The 17,927-nt window shown below is 74.9% G+C and carries 17 protein-coding genes; 9 read left to right on the top strand and 8 right to left on the bottom strand.

Annotation, left to right across the window (positions count from 1 at the left end; genetic code table 11):
- Positions 1 to 3: 3 nt before the first annotated feature.
- Together ACR80Q_RS04325 and ACR80Q_RS04320 are read right to left on the bottom strand one after the other, a co-directional pair.
- Entirely contained in the window at positions 4 to 1,233 is a 1,230-nt protein-coding gene (locus ACR80Q_RS04325) for an acyltransferase family protein (protein ID WP_435376320.1), read from the bottom strand.
- Positions 1,234 to 1,369: 136 nt separating this feature from the next.
- Positions 1,370 to 2,518, bottom strand: a complete 1,149-nt coding sequence (locus tag ACR80Q_RS04320) for an acyl-CoA dehydrogenase family protein (RefSeq protein WP_435376319.1) — start codon at positions 2,516 to 2,518, stop codon at positions 1,370 to 1,372.
- Positions 2,519 to 2,671: 153 nt separating this feature from the next.
- Here ACR80Q_RS04320 and ACR80Q_RS04315 point away from each other — a divergent pair, with 153 nt between their 5' ends.
- Positions 2,672 to 4,012: a UDP-glucose dehydrogenase family protein gene (locus ACR80Q_RS04315; protein WP_435376318.1), complete on the top strand. Its 1,341-nt coding sequence runs from the start codon at positions 2,672 to 2,674 to the stop codon at positions 4,010 to 4,012.
- Between the two features lie 84 nt (positions 4,013 to 4,096).
- Positions 4,097 to 5,488: an LCP family protein gene (locus ACR80Q_RS04310; protein ID WP_435376317.1), complete on the top strand. Its 1,392-nt coding sequence runs from the start codon at positions 4,097 to 4,099 to the stop codon at positions 5,486 to 5,488.
- Positions 5,489 to 5,509: 21 nt separating this feature from the next.
- Here ACR80Q_RS04310 and purE read toward each other — a convergent pair whose 3' ends face one another.
- The gene (gene purE / locus ACR80Q_RS04305; RefSeq protein ID WP_435376316.1) at positions 5,510 to 6,046 is read right to left on the bottom strand and encodes a 5-(carboxyamino)imidazole ribonucleotide mutase; all 537 of its coding nucleotides are present in this window, start codon (positions 6,044 to 6,046) and stop codon (positions 5,510 to 5,512) included.
- Positions 6,043 to 7,248: a 5-(carboxyamino)imidazole ribonucleotide synthase gene (locus ACR80Q_RS04300; protein WP_435376315.1), complete on the bottom strand. Its 1,206-nt coding sequence runs from the start codon at positions 7,246 to 7,248 to the stop codon at positions 6,043 to 6,045. The genes purE and ACR80Q_RS04300 overlap by 4 nt, the downstream gene beginning before the upstream one ends.
- Before the next feature lie 37 nt (positions 7,249 to 7,285).
- Here ACR80Q_RS04300 and ACR80Q_RS04295 point away from each other — a divergent pair, with 37 nt between their 5' ends.
- Positions 7,286 to 7,831 carry a GtrA family protein gene (locus ACR80Q_RS04295; protein ID WP_435376314.1) on the top strand — a complete coding sequence of 182 codons (546 nt, stop codon included), beginning with the start codon at positions 7,286 to 7,288 and terminating at the stop codon, positions 7,829 to 7,831.
- On the opposite strand, the gene ACR80Q_RS04290 is transcribed toward ACR80Q_RS04295, so the two are convergent.
- Genes ACR80Q_RS04290 through ACR80Q_RS04275 form a run of 4 tightly spaced genes read right to left on the bottom strand, consistent with a single transcriptional unit; the run spans position 7,819 to position 10,679 of the window.
- Positions 7,819 to 8,619, bottom strand: coding sequence for an enoyl-CoA hydratase/isomerase family protein (locus tag ACR80Q_RS04290; RefSeq protein ID WP_435376313.1), 801 nt, complete (start codon positions 8,617 to 8,619; stop codon positions 7,819 to 7,821). The two genes, ACR80Q_RS04295 and ACR80Q_RS04290, sit on opposite strands and share 13 nt — an antisense overlap.
- A 37-nt stretch (positions 8,620 to 8,656) precedes the next feature.
- Entirely contained in the window at positions 8,657 to 9,622 is a 966-nt protein-coding gene (locus ACR80Q_RS04285) for an adenylate/guanylate cyclase domain-containing protein (RefSeq protein WP_435376312.1), read from the bottom strand.
- A complete protein-coding gene (locus tag ACR80Q_RS04280; RefSeq protein WP_435376311.1) occupies positions 9,619 to 9,744 on the bottom strand; it encodes a biotin protein ligase-related protein in 126 nt (41 codons plus the stop codon). The genes ACR80Q_RS04285 and ACR80Q_RS04280 overlap by 4 nt, the downstream gene beginning before the upstream one ends.
- Complete coding sequence (locus ACR80Q_RS04275; RefSeq protein ID WP_435376310.1) at positions 9,741 to 10,679, bottom strand: biotin--[acetyl-CoA-carboxylase] ligase; 939 nt, start codon at positions 10,677 to 10,679, stop codon at positions 9,741 to 9,743. Before ACR80Q_RS04275 ends, ACR80Q_RS04280 begins: the two co-directional genes overlap by 4 nt.
- 95 nt (positions 10,680 to 10,774) lie before the next feature.
- Here ACR80Q_RS04275 and ACR80Q_RS04270 point away from each other — a divergent pair, with 95 nt between their 5' ends.
- From ACR80Q_RS04270 to ACR80Q_RS04245, 6 genes are all read left to right on the top strand, one after another.
- The gene (locus ACR80Q_RS04270; protein ID WP_435376309.1) at positions 10,775 to 12,421 is read left to right on the top strand and encodes an acyl-CoA carboxylase subunit beta; all 1,647 of its coding nucleotides are present in this window, start codon (positions 10,775 to 10,777) and stop codon (positions 12,419 to 12,421) included.
- A 154-nt stretch (positions 12,422 to 12,575) separates the two neighbouring features.
- A complete protein-coding gene (locus ACR80Q_RS04265) occupies positions 12,576 to 14,519 on the top strand; it encodes a TPM domain-containing protein (protein ID WP_435376308.1) in 1,944 nt (647 codons plus the stop codon).
- A gap of 68 nt (positions 14,520 to 14,587) precedes the next feature.
- Positions 14,588 to 15,316, top strand: a complete 729-nt coding sequence (locus ACR80Q_RS04260) for a PspA/IM30 family protein (protein WP_435376307.1) — start codon at positions 14,588 to 14,590, stop codon at positions 15,314 to 15,316.
- Positions 15,313 to 15,558: an acyl-CoA carboxylase epsilon subunit gene (locus ACR80Q_RS04255; protein WP_435376306.1), complete on the top strand. Its 246-nt coding sequence runs from the start codon at positions 15,313 to 15,315 to the stop codon at positions 15,556 to 15,558. The genes ACR80Q_RS04260 and ACR80Q_RS04255 overlap by 4 nt, the downstream gene beginning before the upstream one ends.
- Positions 15,555 to 17,261 (top strand): DUF885 domain-containing protein, encoded by a 1,707-nt coding sequence (locus tag ACR80Q_RS04250; protein ID WP_435376305.1) that lies wholly within the window; start codon positions 15,555 to 15,557, stop codon positions 17,259 to 17,261. The genes ACR80Q_RS04255 and ACR80Q_RS04250 overlap by 4 nt, the downstream gene beginning before the upstream one ends.
- On the top strand, positions 17,258 to 17,899 hold the full coding sequence (locus tag ACR80Q_RS04245) for a Maf family protein (RefSeq protein ID WP_435376304.1): 642 nt from the start codon (positions 17,258 to 17,260) through the stop codon (positions 17,897 to 17,899). The genes ACR80Q_RS04250 and ACR80Q_RS04245 overlap by 4 nt, the downstream gene beginning before the upstream one ends.
- Positions 17,900 to 17,927 lie beyond the last annotated feature (28 nt).

Genomic DNA, 17,927 nt, shown 5'->3' with positions numbered 1-17,927 from the left:
AGCCTAGGCCCGCGAGCGCACCCCGGGCGCGCTCACCGGGATCGTGGCGGGCGGCCCCTCCGGTGCACCGTCCGGGGGTCCTGCGGGACGGGCCGGACCCACCGTGGGACCGGGAGCGGCCGCGACGTCCGGGCCCTGCGCCCCGACCGTCGGACCGGCCCCGCGACCGCGCTCCCGGCCCACGAGCCACCCCGGGGGGTCCAGCAGCCAGCGCGGCCCGACCCGGCGGCACAGGACGTCGAACCCGACCGCGGCCGCGACCAGGCTCACCGTCCAGAACGGGATCCAGACCGCCTGCACGGGCAGCGGCGCGCCGATCAGGGGGCTCCCGCCGGTCGCGACCATCAGCACCGTGCTCAGCTGGATCACGAACGGGTGCACCAGGTACACCACCAGGGTCCTGCTGCCCACGACGGAGCCCAGCCGGGCGACCAGCGGCAGCCGGGCCAGCTGCACGCTCACCAGGACACCGGTCACCAGGCCCAGCAGGGTGACCACGGGCATGGTGCCGACGATCTCGCCGCGGAAGTAGAGCCCGGTGACGCTCCACCCGAACACGAGGGCCGCCACGAGGCTCGTCACCGGGGTGCTGGCCGCCGCGACCTGCACGACCAGCGGGCGGGCGTAGCAGCCGAGGAAGAACCAGAACCCGAAGACCGACCAGCGGGTCACGTTCACCAGGTGCGACTGGGTCTCCCCCGTCCCCAGCAGCCCCGCCAGCGTGCTGGTGTTCAGCAGCAGCGCGCCCGACACCACCAGCACCACCCCTGGGGCCCGGCGCCCGAGCTTGGCCACGACGAAGAACAGGGCCAGCGCGTACAGGTACCAGTAGGCCAGCCCGCCCAGCGGCAGCATCTCCAGGTTGTAGGAGAACCACGACCGCTTGTCGGTCGGGAAGACCGCGTACACCCAGACCAGACCGAAGGGCACGGTCCACAGCGCGTACGGCCACAGCTGGTGCGACAGCCGGCCTCGTAGCGCGGCCCCCCACGGCCGTCGCACGGCACCGGCGGCCAGCAGGCCCGAGACCAGGAAGAACAGCGGCATCCGGACGGGGGTGAGCACCGCGTTCAGGTCCAGCCACGTCGTGACCCAGGGCGAGCTCACCCCGGCCAGCACGGTCCCCCGGGCCTGGACCCCGACGTGGTACGCGACGACGAGCACGATCGAGAGGGCCTTGGCGACGTCGACCCACTCGTACCGGCCTCGGCCGCCGGCGGGGGGGACGGTCACGTGGCGCCTCCGTGGTGAGGGTCAGGGGATCAGGCGTGCGGCTGGGCGCACGCACTCAGGGGCAGGTTACCGGCCCGGGCCGGCAGACCCCTGGTACGCCCGGCCGCGCGGCGCCTCGACCCCGGGGACCTGCGCCTCAGCCCTTGAGGACCTGCCGGCCCATCACCAGCCGCTGGATCTGGTTGGTGCCCTCGTAGATCTGCGTGATCTTGGCGTCGCGCATCATCCGCTCCACCGGGTGGTCGCTGACGTACCCGGCGCCGCCCAGCAGCTGCACGGCGTCGGTGGTGACGGCCATGGCCACGTCGGAGGCGAAGCACTTGGCCGCGGCGCCGAAGAACGTCAGGTCGGCGTCGCCGCGCTCGCTCCTCGCGGCGGCCACGTAGACCAGCTGGCGGGCGGCCTCGAGCTGCATCGCCATGTCGGCGAGCATGAACTGGATGCCCTGGAACTCCGCGACGGCCTTGCCGAACTGCCGGCGCTCCTTGACGTAGTCGCGGGCGTAGTCCAGCGCCCCCTGGGCGATGCCGACGGCCTGCGCGCCGATCGTGATCCGGGTGTGGTCCAGGGTCCGGAGCGCGATCTTCAGCCCCTCGCCGGGCTCGCCGACCATGCGGTCGCCCGGGATGCGGCAGCGCTCGAAGATCATCTCGCGGGTGGGCGAGCCCTTGATGCCGAGCTTCTTCTCCTTGGCGCCGAAGGTGAGCCCCTCGTCACCCTTCTCCACGACGAACGCGCTGATCCCCTTGTTGCCCGCGTCGGGGTCGGTCACGGCCATCACGGTGTAGAACTCGCTGACGCCGGCGTTGGTGATCCAGGACTTCTGGCCGTCCAGCACCCAGTCGTCGCCGTCGCGGCGGGCGCGCGTGCGCATCGACGCGGTGTCGGACCCGGCCTCGCGCTCGGACAGGCCGTAGCTGAAGCCCTCCCCGGCGGCCAGGCGCGGCAGGTACCGGGCCTTGATGTCGTGCGAGCCACCCAGCAGCACCGGCATCGACCCGAGCTTGTTGACCGCCGGGATCAGGGAGCTGGAGGCGCAGACCCGGGCGACCTCCTCGATGACCAGGCAGACCTCCAGGGCGCCGGCCCCCACGCCGTCGTACTCCTCGGGCACGTGCGGGGCGTGGAAGTCGGCGGCGACCAGGGCGTCGTTGGCCTCCTGCGGGAACCGGGCGTCGCGGTCCACGTCCGCCGCGTAGGGGGCGATCTTGTCGGTGGCGACCGCGCGGACCGCCTCGACGAGGTCACGCTGGTCGTCGGTCAGGGTGAAGGCGTCGTTGCTCACGGGGGCATCGTACGCGTCGGGCCACCGCAGGGTTACCGACCGGTAACCCCGTGGTGACGGGGCAGGTCCGACGGGGTCGGGTCCGGGCGTGCCGCTCCCGGGCGGCCGGGCGCCGCGTGGTGCCGGCCCCCACGGGCGGTAGCGTCCTCCGTCGTGCGTATCTCTGTGATCGGTTGCGGTTATCTCGGTGCTGTCCACGCCGCCTGCATGGCCGAGCTGGGTCACGAGGTGGTCGGCATCGACGTGGACGAGGCCAAGGTCGCCCTCCTCCGCGAGGGCAGGGCGCCGTTCTACGAGCCCGGCCTGCCGGAGCTGCTGCAGAAGGTCATGCCCACCGGCCGGCTCCGGTTCACCACGGACATGGCCGAGGCGTCGGGGGCGCGGGTCCACTTCGTCTGCGTGGGCACCCCGCAGCGCAAGGGCGAGTACGCCGCCGACCTGCGCTACGTCGACGCGGCCGTCGACGCGCTCGCCCCCCACCTCACGGGCACGGCGGAGGCCCCCGCCCTGGTGGTCGGGAAGTCCACCGTCCCCGTCGGGACCGCGGCCCGGCTCGCCGAGCGGGTGGCCGAGCTGGTGTCCCCCGGGGTCGAGGCCGTCCTGGCCTGGAACCCGGAGTTCCTGCGCGAGGGCTTCGCCGTCAAGGACACGCTGACCCCCGACCGCTTCGTGTACGGCCTGCCCGAGGGCGCCCCCGGCGAGACCGCCAAGGCGCTGCTGGACGAGATCTATGCCACACCGCTGGGCACCGGCACCCCGCTGGTCACCACCGACTACGCGACCGCCGAGCTGGTCAAGGTCGCGGCCAACTCCTTCCTCGCCACCAAGATCTCCTTCATCAACGCCATGGCCGAGGTCTGCGAGAAGGTGGACGCCGACGTCGTGGCGCTCGCCGACGCGATCGGCCACGACGCCCGCATCGGCCGCAAGTTCCTCAACGCCGGCGTCGGCTTCGGCGGGGGCTGCCTGCCCAAGGACATCCGGGCCTTCATGGCCCGCGCGGGCGAGCTCGGCGCCGACCAGGCCCTGACGTTCCTGCGCGAGGTCGACGACATCAACATGCGCCGCCGCCAGCGCATGGTCGAGATGACCCGCGAGGTGTGCGAGGGCTCCCTGCTCGGGCGCCGCGTCGCCGTGCTGGGGGCGGCCTTCAAGCCCAACAGCGACGACATCCGCGACTCCCCCGCGCTGAGCGTGTCGGCCCAGCTGCGGCTGCAGGGCGCCCACGTCACGGTGTACGACCCCCAGGCGATGGAGAACGCGCGCAAGGTCTGGCCGGACCTGCGCTTCGGCGAGGACGTGGCCGACACCATCGAGGGGGCCGACGTGGTCCTCATGCTCACCGAGTGGGCCGAGTTCCTGGCCCTGGACCCCGAGGAGACGGGCAAGCAGGTCCGCAACCGACGCATCCTCGACGGCCGCAACGCCCTGGACCCCGCGGCCTGGCGGGCGGCCGGGTGGACCTACCGCGCCATGGGTCGTCCGCGCGCCTGACCCGGACGGTGCCCGGCCCCGGACGGGTCCGACTCGCCCCGGGCTCGGGCACCACCACCCTCCCGAGCGCTCTACCGTGTCCGGGTGCCCGACTCGCCCTACCGTGATGACGACCCGACGACCCAGATGCGGCGGCCCACGCCGCTGCGCTCGCCGCTGACCGGTCGTCCCGCCGTCCCACGGCTGGGCCGGCCCGGAACCGACGGGTCCACCGAGGCAGCGCCGGACGCCACCCGGGTGATGCGTCGTCCGCCCCGGTCTCCGGGAGGGTCGGACCAGGCCACGGCGCGGTACGCCGCGGCCGGCACGCAGCAGCCCCGCACCACGCAGCAGCCCCGCACCACCCAGCCGCCCCGCACCACGCAGCAGCCCCGCCCGGCCCGCCCCGCGGGGACCCCGCCTCGCTCGGGCCCGCCGCGCGGACGTGCAGGCGCCGGGCAGGGGCCGCCCCGCGGGCCGGGCGCCGACGGGTCGCGCCGCCCCGGGGCCCGACCCCCGCGTCGCCGCCGTCGGGGCCGGGGCGTGCTGGCGGTCGTCGTCGTCCTCGTCGCGCTGCTGGTGGCCTACCCGCTGGCGCTGGGCTGGACCGCGTGGACCAACGTGGGCAAGATCCCCGGGCTCATCACGGCCGGGGGCACGCCGGGCACCACGTTCCTGCTGGTGGGCAGCGACTCCCGCGAGGAGTCCGTCGACGAGGACGGTCAGGCCTCGACCGACACCACGGGGAGCCGGACCGACACGATCCTGCTGCTGCACTCCCCCGCCGGCGGCGGACCCACCGTGATGGTCAGCCTGCCCCGCGACAGCTACCTGGAGATCCCCGGCAACGGCGAGAACAAGCTCAACGCCTCCTACGCGTTCGGCGGTCCGGAGCTGCTGGTGTCCACGGTGGAGCAGGCCACCGGGATCGGGATCGACGGGTACGTCGAGACCGGGTTCGGGGGCTTCTCCGCCATCGTCGACGCGGTCGGCGGGGTCGAGGTCGACCTGCCCGAGGCCATCGAGGACCCGCTGGCCGACATCGACCTGCCGGCGGGGTCGCAGACCCTCGACGGGCAGGACGCGCTGGGCCTGGTCCGGACCCGCAAGACCGACGCGACGGGCGACCTGGCCCGCGTCCAGCGGCAGCGGCAGCTGCTGGGGGCGATCGTGGAGCGGGCGAGCTCACCCGCGGTGCTGCTCGACCCGCGCCGGTCCTTCCCCGCGGCGCGGGAGGGCGGTCGCGCGCTGACCGTCGACGAGGACTCCGGCCCCCTCGGGCTGGGGCGGTTCCTGCTCGCGATGCGGGCGGTCACCGGTCCGGACGGCGTCCAGCTGACCGTGCCGGTCAGCGACCCGGACCTGCGGACGCCGAACGGGTCGGCCGTGGAGTGGGACGCCGAGCGCTCCGAGCAGCTGTGGTCCGCGCTGCGCGAGGACGACACCGAGACCGTCGCCGTCCTCGTCGAGCGGTGGACGGAGGAGGCCGCGGGCTGAGGTCCGCCCTCCTGGGTCCGCTCAGCCCTCGCGGGCCGCGCGGACCTGCTCGCGCAGCCGCTGCCCCTTGTCGCCGGCCGAGCGGCGGAGCGCCTCCGCGTGCTCGACCAGGGCCTCCCGCAGCCGCAGCGCCTCGGGCCCCTCGCCCGCCGCGAGCACCCGGACGGCCAGCAGCCCGGCGTTGCGGGCCGCGCCGACGCCGACCGTGGCCACGGGGACCCCGGCCGGCATCTGCACGATGGACAGCAGCGAGTCCAGGCCGTCCAGGTGGGCCAGCGGCACCGGCACCCCGATCACGGGCAGCTCGGTCACCGAGGCGAGCATCCCCGGCAGGTGCGCCGCCCCGCCCGCCCCGGCGACGACGACGCGCAGGCCGCGCCCGGCCGCCTCGGCGCCCCAGGCCACCATGTCGTGGGGCATCCGGTGGGCCGAGACGACGTCCACCTCGTGCGCGACCCCGAACTCGGTCAGGGCGTCGGACGCGGCCGACATCACCCGCCAGTCGGAGTCGGACCCCATGACGACACCGACCACGGGCAGTCCCTCGTCCACGCTCATGCCGTGATCGTCCCGCAGATGTAGTCGGCGGCGTGACGGGCCCGTTCCAGCAGGTCGTCCAGGTCGTCGCCGTGGACGGTGACGTGGCCGATCTTGCGACCGGGCCGGACCGACTTGCCGTACAGGTGCACCTTGACGCCCGGGTCGTGGGCCATGACGTGCAGGTAGGACCGGTACAGGTCCGGGTGGTCCCCGCCCAGGACGTTCACCATGACCGTCCACGGGGCCCGGGCCCGGACGTCACCCAGCGGCAGGTCGAGGACGGCCCGCAGGTGCTGCTCGAACTGGCTGGTGACCGATCCGTCGATGGTCCAGTGCCCGGAGTTGTGCGGGCGCATCGCCAGCTCGTTGACGACGAAGCGCGGGGCCCGGCCGGGGACCGCCACCTCGAAGCCCTCGACGGCCATCACGCCCGTGACGTCCAGCGCGCCGGCGATCGTCGCCGCGGTGGTCGCGGCGTCCCCGGCCAGGTCGTCGTCCAGGCCGGGGGCGGGGGCGACGACCTCCCGGCACACCCCGTCGACCTGCAGCGTCTGCGCCACGGGCCAGATCGCCACCTGCCCGGACGGGCTGCGTGCCACCAGCACGGCCAGCTCGCGGACGAAGGGGACGACCTCCTCGGCCAGCAGCGGCGCCCCGCCGGCCCGGTCGAACCAGGACGCAGCGGTGGCCCACCGGTCGTCGGCCCCCTCGGCCGGGGACGGTCCCACCACGAGGACACCCTTGCCGTCGTAGCCGCCGCGCGGCGTCTTGAGCACGGCCCGGCCGCCGTGGTCGGCGGCGAAGGCCCGCAGGGCGTCGACGTCGGCCACCTCCGCCCACGACGGCACCGGCAGACCCAGGTCGGTCAGCGCCCGACGCATCTGCAGCTTGTCCTGCGCGTGGTGCAGCGCGGCCGGGCCGGGCCGGACCGCGGTCCCGGTGGCCTCCAGCGCGGCCAGGACGTCCGCGGGCACGTGCTCGTGGTCGAACGTCACCACCTCGGCCCCGCTCGCCGCGGTCAGCACCGACTCCACGTCGCCCGCCGCTCCCAGCACCGTGGTCGCGACCTGCGCGGCGCTGTCGTCACCGTTGTCGGCCAGCACCCGCAGGTGCACGCCGAGCGCCACGGCGGGCGGCACCATCATGCGGGCGAGCTGGCCTCCGCCCAGCACGGTGACGGTGGGGAAGCCTGGTCCGGTGGAGTCGTCTGGTCGCGGCACGGCAGGAGCCTACGCAGCCGTCCCGTACGGTGGTGCGGTGCGTCGTCTCTACGCCGCGATCCACGGCGCCCTTGCCCTCGTCGTGCGCGAAGGCCTCAAGTTCGGCGTCGTCGGCGCCGTCGCCTACGTCGTCGACCTGGGCGTGTTCAACCTGCTGCTGCACGTGGGCGACGACCCGGTGCTGGACGGCAAGCCCCTGACGGCCAAGGTGATCTCGGTCGCGGTGGCCACGATGGTCGCCTGGATGGGCAACCGGTGGTGGACGTTCCGCCGACGACGCCGCTCGGCGGTCCCGCGGGAGCTGTTCCTGTTCGTCGTGGTCAACGTGGGAGGCCTGCTGCTCGCGCTGGTGCCGCTGGCGGTGTCCCGCTACGTCCTCGGCCTGACGTCGCCGGTCGCGGACAACATCGCGGCCAACGTCGTCGGTCTGGCCATGGGGACGCTGTTCCGGTTCCTCATGTACCGCACGGTGGTGTTCAACGAGAACCGCACCCTGCCCCCGACCGGCGCCGGGGACGACGCGGGCACCGTCGACGCGGTGGCCGTCACCTCGCCGCCCGCGCCGCGACCTCAGGACGGCTGAGGGTCCACCCAGCGCGGGTCCCGCTTGTCGACGAACGCGGCGATGCCCTCGACCCGGTCCGGCCCGGGCACGACACCGCGCCAGGCGGCGTCCTCGACCTCGAGGCCCTCGGCCAGCGGCAGGTCGGCCCCGGCCCGCATCGCCGCCTTGGCGGCGCGGACCGACGTGGGCGAACGCGTCGCCATCGTCCGGGCCAGCTCGAGGGCCACGGGGTCGACCTGACCGGGCTCGGCGAGCCGGTCCAGCAGGCCCATCCGGTAGGCCTCCGTCCCGTCGACCCGTCGCCCCGTGAGGACCAGGTCCGCGGCCCGGCCGCTGCCGAGGCGCCGGACGGCCAGCTGCGTGCCACCGCCGCCGGGGATCAGCCCCACCCCGACCTCGGGCAGGCCGATGACGGTCGCGGCGTCCCCGACCAGCAGGTCGCACGACAGCGCCAGCTCGCAGCCCCCGCCCAGCGCGTAGCCGGTGACCGCGGCTACGACCGGCACGGGCAGGCCCAGGACACCGCCGTAGCAGGCCCGGTTGGTGGCCCGGGCGCCCAGCAGGTCGGCCTCGGTGGCGTCCCGGCGCTCCTTGAGGTCGGCCCCCACGCAGAACGCGTCGTCGCGGCTGGACCGCAGCACGACGGCCCGCAGGCCGGCCCGGCCCGACAGCTCGGTCGTCGCCGCCGCGACCTGACGGGCCATCTCGACCGAGATGGCGTTCCGGGCCCCGGGCCGGTCCAGGACCAGGGACACCACGTGCCCGTGCTCGTCCTCGTCCACGAGTCGGACCCACTGCTCGCTCACTGCTTCCTCCGTCTGCTGCTGGTCGGTCGTGCGGTCGTCATCCGTGCTCGCCCGGGGCGTACCCGGCGCCGCCCTCGCGGCGCGAGGGCGACTCGACCGACACCAGGGGCACCGTGCCGACGCCTCGGACCTGCCGGGTGCCCAGCGTGCGCAGCCGGAGCCCCTGCGTCCCGGTCAGGAGCCCCGCGGTCGTCGCGTCGGTCAGCACCTCCCCGGCCCCGGCCAGCCGCGAGACGCGGGCGGCCAGGTTGACCGTGGTGCCGAACAGGTCGCCCAGGCGGGCCACGACCGGCCCGTGGGCGAACCCGACGCGCACCCCGGGCACCAGCGGGTCGTCCACGAACGCCGTGGTCAGGTCCAGGGCCGTGAGCGCGGCGTCGCCGGGGCTGCGGGCGGAGAACATCACCTCGTCGCCGACCGTCTTGATCACCCGGCCGCCGTGGTCGGCGATCGCGTCGCCGGCCACGTCGCCGAAACGGCGGACCAGGTCGGCCAGCTCGGGCTCGTCCAGGCTCTGCACGACCTGGGTCCAGCCCACGACGTCGGCGAAGCCCACGGCCCGCTCGAACACCTCGCCCGCCGGGACCAGGACCCGGTCGACGGCGTCGTCGAGCAGCCGTCGCCAGACCAGCACCACCAGCTCCTCCAGGTTCGGGGCGGCCCGGCGCAGCAGCTCCACGGTGGCGTCCCGGTCGCCGTCGACCCGCTCGGCCACGGTCTCCACCTGCCAGGTGGCCAGCCGGTCCATCGACCGCCCCACGGCGCGGCTCAGGTTGAGGACGGTCTGCTCGTCCAGCACCCCGTCCCGGACCAGGCCCGAGGCCATCCGCAGCGCCTGCAGCTCGGCCCCGCCCACCGCGGGCAGGTCCTCGGAGTCCGCGTAGCCGAGGGCCCGGAACAGCTTGCGCGCGCTGAGCTGCGAGACCCCGGCGGCGCGGGCGGCCTCGCGGGGGGTCAGACGCTGGCTCGACGGGTCCCGCCCCGGTTGCGTCGCGGCGCTCACCGGACGTGCTCCACGTCGCCCGCGGACACGGTGACCGGGCCGTCGGCGGTGTCGAGGACCAGCGCCCCGCTGCGGTCGACGTCGACCGCCCGACCGTCCCGGGGACCGGCGGGGGTGCTCACCCGCACCTGACGCCCCAGCGTGCTGCAGGCCGCGACGTAGTCGGCCCGGGTCGACGGGCCGTCGGGGTCCTCGCCCCAGCCCGTGAGCCGGTGCTCCAGGCCGGCGACGACGGCGACCAGGGCCCGCTCGAAGNTACCCCCCCCCCCCGACCGTCCCGGGGACCGGCGGGGGTGCTCACCCGCACCTGACGCCCCAGCGTGCTGCAGGCCGCGACGTAGTCGGCCCGGGTCGACGGGCCGTCGGGGTCCTCGCCCCAGCCCGTGAGCCGGTGCTCCAGGCCGGCGACGACGGCGACCAGGGCCCGCTCGAAGCCGCCCTCCTGGCCCGTCGGTGCCGACCCGGCCGGCAGGAGCTGCTGCAGCGACGCCGCCCGGGGCGTGGGCCCCGGGGGCGCCGGCGCGTCCGGCGGCAGGTCGGGCGGCAGGTCGGGGGGCAGGTCGGGGGGCAGGAGGTTGACCCCGACGCCGGCCACGACGACGGGCCCGGTCGGACCGGTGACCACGTCGACGAGGATCCCGGCCAGCTTGGCCAGGCCGGACAGGGCTCCCACGACGGCGTCGGGGGCACCTGCGACCTCGTCCGGGGCGTCCGGTCCGTCGGCCCCGACCGCCGTTTCCTCCGTCACGACCACGACGTCGTTGGGCCACTTGAGACGCGCCTGGACACCCAACCCGGCCAGACCGTCCAGCACCCCGAGGCCGACGACCATGGGCACCCAGGTCCACGCGGACTGGGGTGCGGGCGGCGACCACAGCACCGACACCGCCAGCGAGGCACCGGGCGGGCTCTGCCACCGACGGCCCAGCCGACCCCGACCCGCGGTCTGGGCGCGGGCCGCCAGCACCGCGGGACCGCGTTCCCCCGCCCGGGCGCGCGCCGCCAGGTCGGAGTTGGTGGAGCCGGTGGTCCCCACCACCTGCACCGGCCAACCCATGGCGGGCACCGTACCGCCGCAGCCGGGCCCCGACGCCGGGGGTGAGCACCTGGAGGCGCCGCCGGGGCGGGTCGGGCTCGCTAGGCTCCGTCCTCGTGCAGCGCGACGAAGCCACCACCACGGGCCCGACCACCGACGGTCCGGCCACCGACGCCCCGGACATCCACACCACCGCGGGCAAGCTCGCGGACCTGCGACGACGGACCGACGAGGCCGTGCACGCCGGATCCGCCCGGGCGGTGGACAAGCAGCACGCCAAGGGCAAGAAGACGGCCCGGGAGCGCATCGACGCGCTGCTGGACCCCGGTTCGTTCACCGAGCTCGACGAGCTCGCCCGGCACCGCAGCACCACGTTCGGCATGGAGGCCAACCGGCCCTACGGCGACGGCGTCGTCACCGGGTACGGCACGGTCGACGGCCGGCAGGTGTGCGTGTTCGCGCAGGACTTCACGGTGTTCGGCGGCAGCCTGGGGCAGGTCTTCGGCGAGAAGATCGTCAAGGTGATGGACCTGGCCGCCCGGGTCGGCTGCCCCGTGGTCGGCATCAACGACTCCGGCGGCGCCCGCATCCAGGAGGGCGTCGTGGCGCTCGGCCTGTACGCCGAGATCTTCCGGCGCAACGTCCACGCCTCGGGCGTCGTGCCGCAGATCAGCCTCGTGCTCGGGCCCTGCGCCGGCGGCGCGGTCTACTCCCCCGCGATCACCGACTTCACCGTCATGGTCGACCAGACCTCGCACATGTTCATCACCGGCCCGGACGTCATCAAGACGGTGACCGGCGAGGACGTGGCCATGGAGGAGCTGGGCGGGGCGCGCACCCACAACAGCCGCTCCGGCAACGCGCACTACATGGGCAGCGACGAGGACGACGCGATCGAGTACGTCAAGGACCTGCTGTCGTTCCTGCCGGCCAACAACCTCGAGACCCCGCCGGTCGCCGAGCCCGCCGACGACCCCGCCGCGACCGAGGCGCGCGAGGAGGACCTGGTCCTGGACACGCTGATCCCGGACTCGGCCAACCAGCCCTACGACATGCACACCGTCATCGAGACGGTCGTGGACGACGGGCACTTCCTGGAGACGCAGCCGCTGTTCGCGCCCAACATCCTGTGCGGGTTCGCCCGGGTCGACGGGCACCCGGTGGGAATCGTGGCCAACCAGCCGATGCAGCTGGCCGGCACCCTGGACATCGACGCCAGCGAGAAGGCCGCCCGGTTCGTGCGGACCTGCGACGCGTTCAACGTGCCCGTGCTCACCTTCGTGGACGTGCCGGGGTTCCTGCCGGGCACCGACCAGGAGTGGAACGGCATCATCCGCCGCGGCGCCAAGCTGCTGTACGCCTACGCCGAGGCGACCGTGCCGCTGCTCACCGTCATCACGCGCAAGGCCTACGGCGGGGCCTACTGCGTCATGGGCTCCAAGCACCTGGGCGCCGACCTCAACCTGGCCTGGCCCACGGCCCAGATCGCGGTCATGGGGGCGCAGGGCGCGGCCAACATCCTCTACCGCAACGTGCTGGCCGAGGCCGCCGCGGCGGGCGAGGACGTCGACGCGGTGCGCGCGCAGAAGATCACCGAGTACGAGGACACCCTGGCCAACCCCTACGTCGCGGCGGAGCGCGGGTACGTCGACGCCGTCATCGAGCCGTCGCGGACCCGGGTCGAGATCACCAAGGCGCTGCGGCTGCTGCGGCACAAGCGGGAGACCCTGCCGCCCAAGAAGCACGGCAACATCCCGCTGTGATGACCGACGCCGGGGGACGTCGAGAGGACCACCCGGGGGGTCCCGGGCACTACGGGCACCCCCAGGGACGTTGGCACGTCGTGCTGGGAGGATCTGACGCGTGAGTGCATTTCGGGGGATACCCGCAGAACCGCCGTCGCCGCTGACCGGACCCGTGACGGACTCGGCCGGCGTCCTAAACGTCCCGGCCGCCGAGGCCGCGGTGGCCCGGGTCGGCGAGGAGACGGACGTCGAGCTGTACGTCGTCTACGTCGACACCTTCGACGGCGTCGACAGCCAGGACTGGGTGGCGGAGACCGGGAGCCTGTCGGGCTTCAGCGGCGCCGACGCCGTCCTCGCCGTCGCGGTCGACGACCGGGAGTACTACTTCGAGCCGCCGTCGTCGCTCAACCTGCCCGAGGTCCAGTCGGTCCAGACCGCCCTGACCGAGCAGCTGGCCGCCGACGACTGGGACGGTGCCGTGGTCGCCACCGCCGACCAGCTCGTCGAGGTCGTGCAGGCCGACGGCGGTGCGCCCGGGGCCCCGGTCCAGCAGCAGCCGGACGACGGCGGCGGCAGCGGGTTCGGCACCCTCCTGGTGTTCCTGGTCATCGGGGTCGTCGGGTTCGTGGTGATCCTCGGGCTGCTCGCGATGGCGAACCGGCGCAAGCCCGCCCTGCCCGCGCACGAGGTGGCCCAGCGCCGCGGCCAGAGCGGCTGGGAGACCCTGCCGACGCCCGAGCTGGAGCAGCGGGCCGGCTCGGCGCTGCTCGCCGGCGACGAGGCGCTGCGGGAGTCCGAGCAGGAGCTCGCCTTCGCGCGCGCCCAGTTCGGCGAGGACGGGACCGAGGAGTTCCAGAAGGCCCTGGGCACCGCCAAGGCGGCGCTGACCGAGGCGTTCTCGGCCCGCCACCAGCTGGACGAACGGATGTCCGCGGGCGAGGTGCCCGAGGTCGAGAGGCGTCGTCTGCTCGTGGCGGTGCTGAGCCGCACCCAGGAGGCCGACGAGGCCCTGCAGGCGCAGGCCGAGTCCATGACGCGGCTGCGCGACCTGGAGCGGTCGCTGCCCACGCTGCTGCCGGCTCTCGGCACCCGCACCGGCACCGTCCGCACGCGGATCGACGCCGCCGAGCGGACCTTGACCGGCCTGTCGACCACCTACGCCCCCGCGGCCGTCGAGCCGGTGCGCGACAACATCCGTCACGCGCGGGAGCTCGCCGACTTCGCCGACCAGCGACTCGCCCAGGCGCGCGACCAGGTGGCCGCCGGCACCGCGGGCGAGGGAGCGCTCGCCGCGCACGAGGCCGAGGCCGCCCTGGCCCGGGCCGAGGACCAGGCGCAGGCCGTGCAGGACATCGAGCGGCACCTGCACGAGGCCGTCGTCCAGCTGCCGGGCGCCACCGCCGACCTGCGCGCCGACCTGGCCCAGGCCGACGCCGTGCTGGGTCGCGGCGGCAACGACGACCTGGCCGGTGCGGCCGGGCGCGCCCGCGCCGCGGTGGCCGAGGCCGAGGCGCACCTGACGCGCGGGGCCGGCGGCGATCCGCTGGGCGTCCTGCGCCGCGTCGAGGCGGCCGACAGCGGGCTCGACAAGGCCCTGGAGGCCATCTCGGAGGCCGGTCGCACCCGGGCCCAGGCCCAGGGTGCGCTCCAGCACGCGATCGCGGCCGCCCGCGCCGACGTCGAGGAGGTCGAACGCTTCATCGCGACCCGTCGAGGGGCCGTGGGCAACGGTCCCCGCACCCGGGCCGCGTACGCCCGGCAGATGCTGACCGTCGCCGAGCAGCGGGGCCAGGCCGACCCGGTCGAGGCGCTGCAGGCCGCGCGGGCCGCGGACGCCGAGGCCGACCAGGCCCTGCTCGAGGCGCGTCGCGAGGTCGACCGCTACTCCGACCCCGACGACGACTACCGCGGCCCGTTCGCCGGTGGGCAGCGGCGCGGCGGCGTGGACGTCGGCGGCATGGCTCTCGGCGTCCTGCTGGGCAGCGTGCTCGGCGGGGGCGGCGGGGGCGGCAGCTGGGGCGGCGGCGGTGGGGGCGGCGGCTTCGGCGGCGGCGGGTTCGGCGGCGGCTTCGGCGGCGGGTTCGGCGGGGGCGGCGGCTTCGGCGGCGACTTCTGAGGCGACACGATCACCGGCACCAGGAACGGGTACGGCACGTCAGGTCACACCCACACGGAGGAGAGCACATGTCCCAGCAGTCCATCTTCGGTCGCATCTCGCAGCTGGCCCGGGCCAACATCAACTCGATCATCGACAACGCGGAGGACCCGCAGAAGATGCTCGACCAGATGATCCGCGACTACACGGCCAACATCACCGAGGCCGAGCAGGCCGTCGCGCAGACCATCGGCAACCTCCGCCTGATGGAGGCCGACCGCGACGAGGACGCCGCCGCCGCCCGCGACTGGGGCAGCAAGGCCATCGCCGCGAGCGGCCGGGCCGACCAGCTGCGCACGCAGGGCAACGCCGGCGAGGCCGACCGCCTGGACAACCTGGCCAAGATCGCCATCGAGCGGCAGATCAAGGCCGAGGGCGACGCGTCCGGCCTGTCGACGCAGATCACGTCGCAGCAGGCCGTCGTCGACAAGCTGCGCGTCGGCCTGGACGGCATGAAGGGCAAGCTCACCGAGCTCAAGTCCAAGCGGGACCAGCTCGTCTCGCGGCAGAAGATCGCCACGGCGCAGAACCAGATGCACGACTCGATCAAGAGCATCAACCTCGCCGACCCGACCAGCGAGCTCAGCCGCTTCGAGGACAAGATCCGCCGCGAGGAGGCCCGCGCCCTGGGCAACGCCGAGCTGGCCGCGTCCAGCCTCGACAACCAGTTCGCGGAGCTCGAGGACGCCGGCACGACCATCGAGGTCGAGTCCCGCCTCGCCGCGCTCAAGTCCTCCCAGCCCCCCGCCGGGGCGTGACCGGGAGCAGCCCCTCCGACGTCTCGCCGCCCGTGGTGCAGGTCGTCTCCGGGCGGCCCGACGCGGGCGAGCTGGCCGCGGTCGTGTCCGTCCTGCTCGCCCGGGCCGGTACCCAGCAGGGTGCCGGCCCGGGCGGCGGGCCGGCCCGCGGGACGTGGGGGGCACCGTCGACCCTCGTGCGCCGGGCCGGTGGCCCACCCGTCGGGGGCTGGGGCAGGACGTCGGCTACCTTGCGCGGGTGAGTGACCCGACCCGTACCCCGACCCCCGTCGACACCCTGGCCGAGGAGCTCCTCGACGCGTACGCGGCCCTGGACCCGGAGTCCGCGACCCAGTCCGGGCTGGCCGGGCACGACCACCGCCTGACCGACCACTCGGTCACCGGCATCGCCGAGCGGACGGCGTTGTTCCGCGACGTCCTGAGCCGCCTCGACCGGCTGGTGGCCACCGACGCGACGGACGTGGTGACCGCCGACGTGCTGCGGGAGCGCGCCGAGGTCGAGATCCGGATGGCGACCACCGGTGAGCGCGCCCGGGCGCTGGACGTGCTCGGGTCCCCGGTGCAGGGCATCCGCGAGGTGTTCGACCTGATGCCGACCGACGACGACGCGGACTGGGCCGTGGTCGCCGAACGGCTCCGCGCGGTGCCCGACGCCGTCGCCGGCTACCTGTCGGCGCTGCGCACCTCGGCCGCGGAGGGCCGGCCCGCCGCCCGCCGTCAGGTCCTCGCCTGCGCCGCGCAGTGCGACGACAACGTCGGACCGGAGGGCTTCTTCCTCGCCACGGCGACCCGCGCCCGGGTGGGTGGGGGGAGCACCGACGCCGTCGAGGACGCCGTCGAGCCCCTTCCCGAGGAGCTGCTCGACGAGCTCGACTCCGCCGCCGTGGGCGCCTCGCAGGCCTACGCCGACCTGGCGGCCGCGCTGCGCGGGGACCTGCTGGACGCGGCGACCGACGTCGACGCCGTCGGCGAGGAGCGGTACGCCCTGCGCCTGCAGTACTACCTGGGCACCGAGGTCGACCTCCGCGAGACCTACGCCTGGGGCGTGGCCGAGGTCGAGCGGCTGCGCGCCGAGGGGACGGCCATCGCCCGAACCCTGGGCGCGGCCACGGTCGAGGAGGCCGCGGAGGCGCTCGAGCGCGACCCCGCCCGGCTGGTGCACGGCGCCGCCGCGTTCCGCGACTGGATGCAGCAGACGTCCGACGAGGCGGTGACCGCCCTGGCCGGCACGCACTTCGACGTGCCTGACGCCATCCGCACCCTGGACTGCCGCATCGCCCCGACCAGCACCGGCGTCGTGTACTACACCGCACCCAGCGAGGACCTGTCGCGCGCGGGGTCGATGTGGTGGTCGGTGCCCAAGGGCATGACCTCGTTCAGCACCTGGCAGCAGCGGACCACCGTCTACCACGAGGGCGTCCCGGGGCACCACCTGCAGCTGGGGCAGACGGTGCTGCGCAGCGCCGAGCTCAACCGCTACCGCCGCCTGGGGGTGTGGGTGTCCGGCCACGGCGAGGGGTGGGCGCTGTACGCCGAGCAGCTGATGGCCGAGCTGGGCCACCTCGACGACCCGGGCGACCGGCTCGGCCTGGTCGCCTCGCAGCTGCTCCGCTCCGTCCGCGTCGTGCTCGACATCGGGGTGCACTGCGGCTTCGAGGCGCCGGCGTCGGCCGGGGGCGGCAGCTGGACCTACGACAAGGCGTGGGCGTACCTCAGTGCCAACGTGCCCGAGCCCGAGGCGACGCTGCGCTTCGAGCTCGACCGCTACCTGGGCCACCCCGGCCAGGCCCCCTCGTACAAGGTCGGCGAGCGGGTCTGGCTCCAGCTGCGCGAGGAGGCCCAGGCCCGCGAGGGCGCCGGGTTCGACCTGGTCGCCTGGCACCGCCGCGCCCTGGACCTGGGCTCGGTCGGCCTCGACACGCTGCGCCGGGCGCTGAGCGCGTGAGCGGGGCCCCGACGCTGCTGCTGGCGTCGCGCTCCCCCGCGCGCCTGGCCACCCTGCGCGCGGCGGGCGTCGCCCCCGAGGTCCGGGTGAGCGAGGTCGACGAGGACGCCGTCGTCGCGGCCTACGGGGTCGACGACCCGAGCGACGTGGCGATCCTGCTGGCCCGGGCCAAGGCGGAGGACGTGGCCCGTCACGTCGACGGTGTGCTCGTCCTCGGCTGCGACTCCGTCCTCGACCTGGACGGCGTGGCCTACGGACGTCCCTCGGACGCCGCGGACGCCGTCCGCCGCTGGCGGGCGATGCGGGGGCGGCAGGGGGTGCTGCGGACGGGGCACTGGCTGGTCGACACCCGCGCACCGGAGGACGGCGGCAGCGGCGCGAGCGTGGGCGAGCTCAGCAGCACCGGGGTCAGGTTCGCCGACCTCGACGACCACGAGGTCGAGGCGTACGTGGCCACGGGCGAGCCGCTGCGGGTCGCGGGCGCGTTCACGCTCGACGGCCTTGGCGGCGCGTACGTGGACGGCGTGGAAGGGGACCCGCACGCCGTGGTGGGCGTCGGGCTGCCCACGCTGCGTCGGCTGCTGGGCCAGGTCGGCGTCCGCTGGAGCGACATGTGGCAGGCGGACGGGCCGGTCTAAGGTCCCGGTCCGCTTCGGCCGATCCCTG

The organism is Aquipuribacter aurantiacus, assembly GCF_051216895.1.
GTDB lineage: Bacteria > Actinomycetota > Actinomycetes > Actinomycetales > JBBAYJ01 > Aquipuribacter.
Note: the sequence above shows the minus strand (reverse complement) of the source record. Positions and strands in the feature narration are given on the sequence as shown.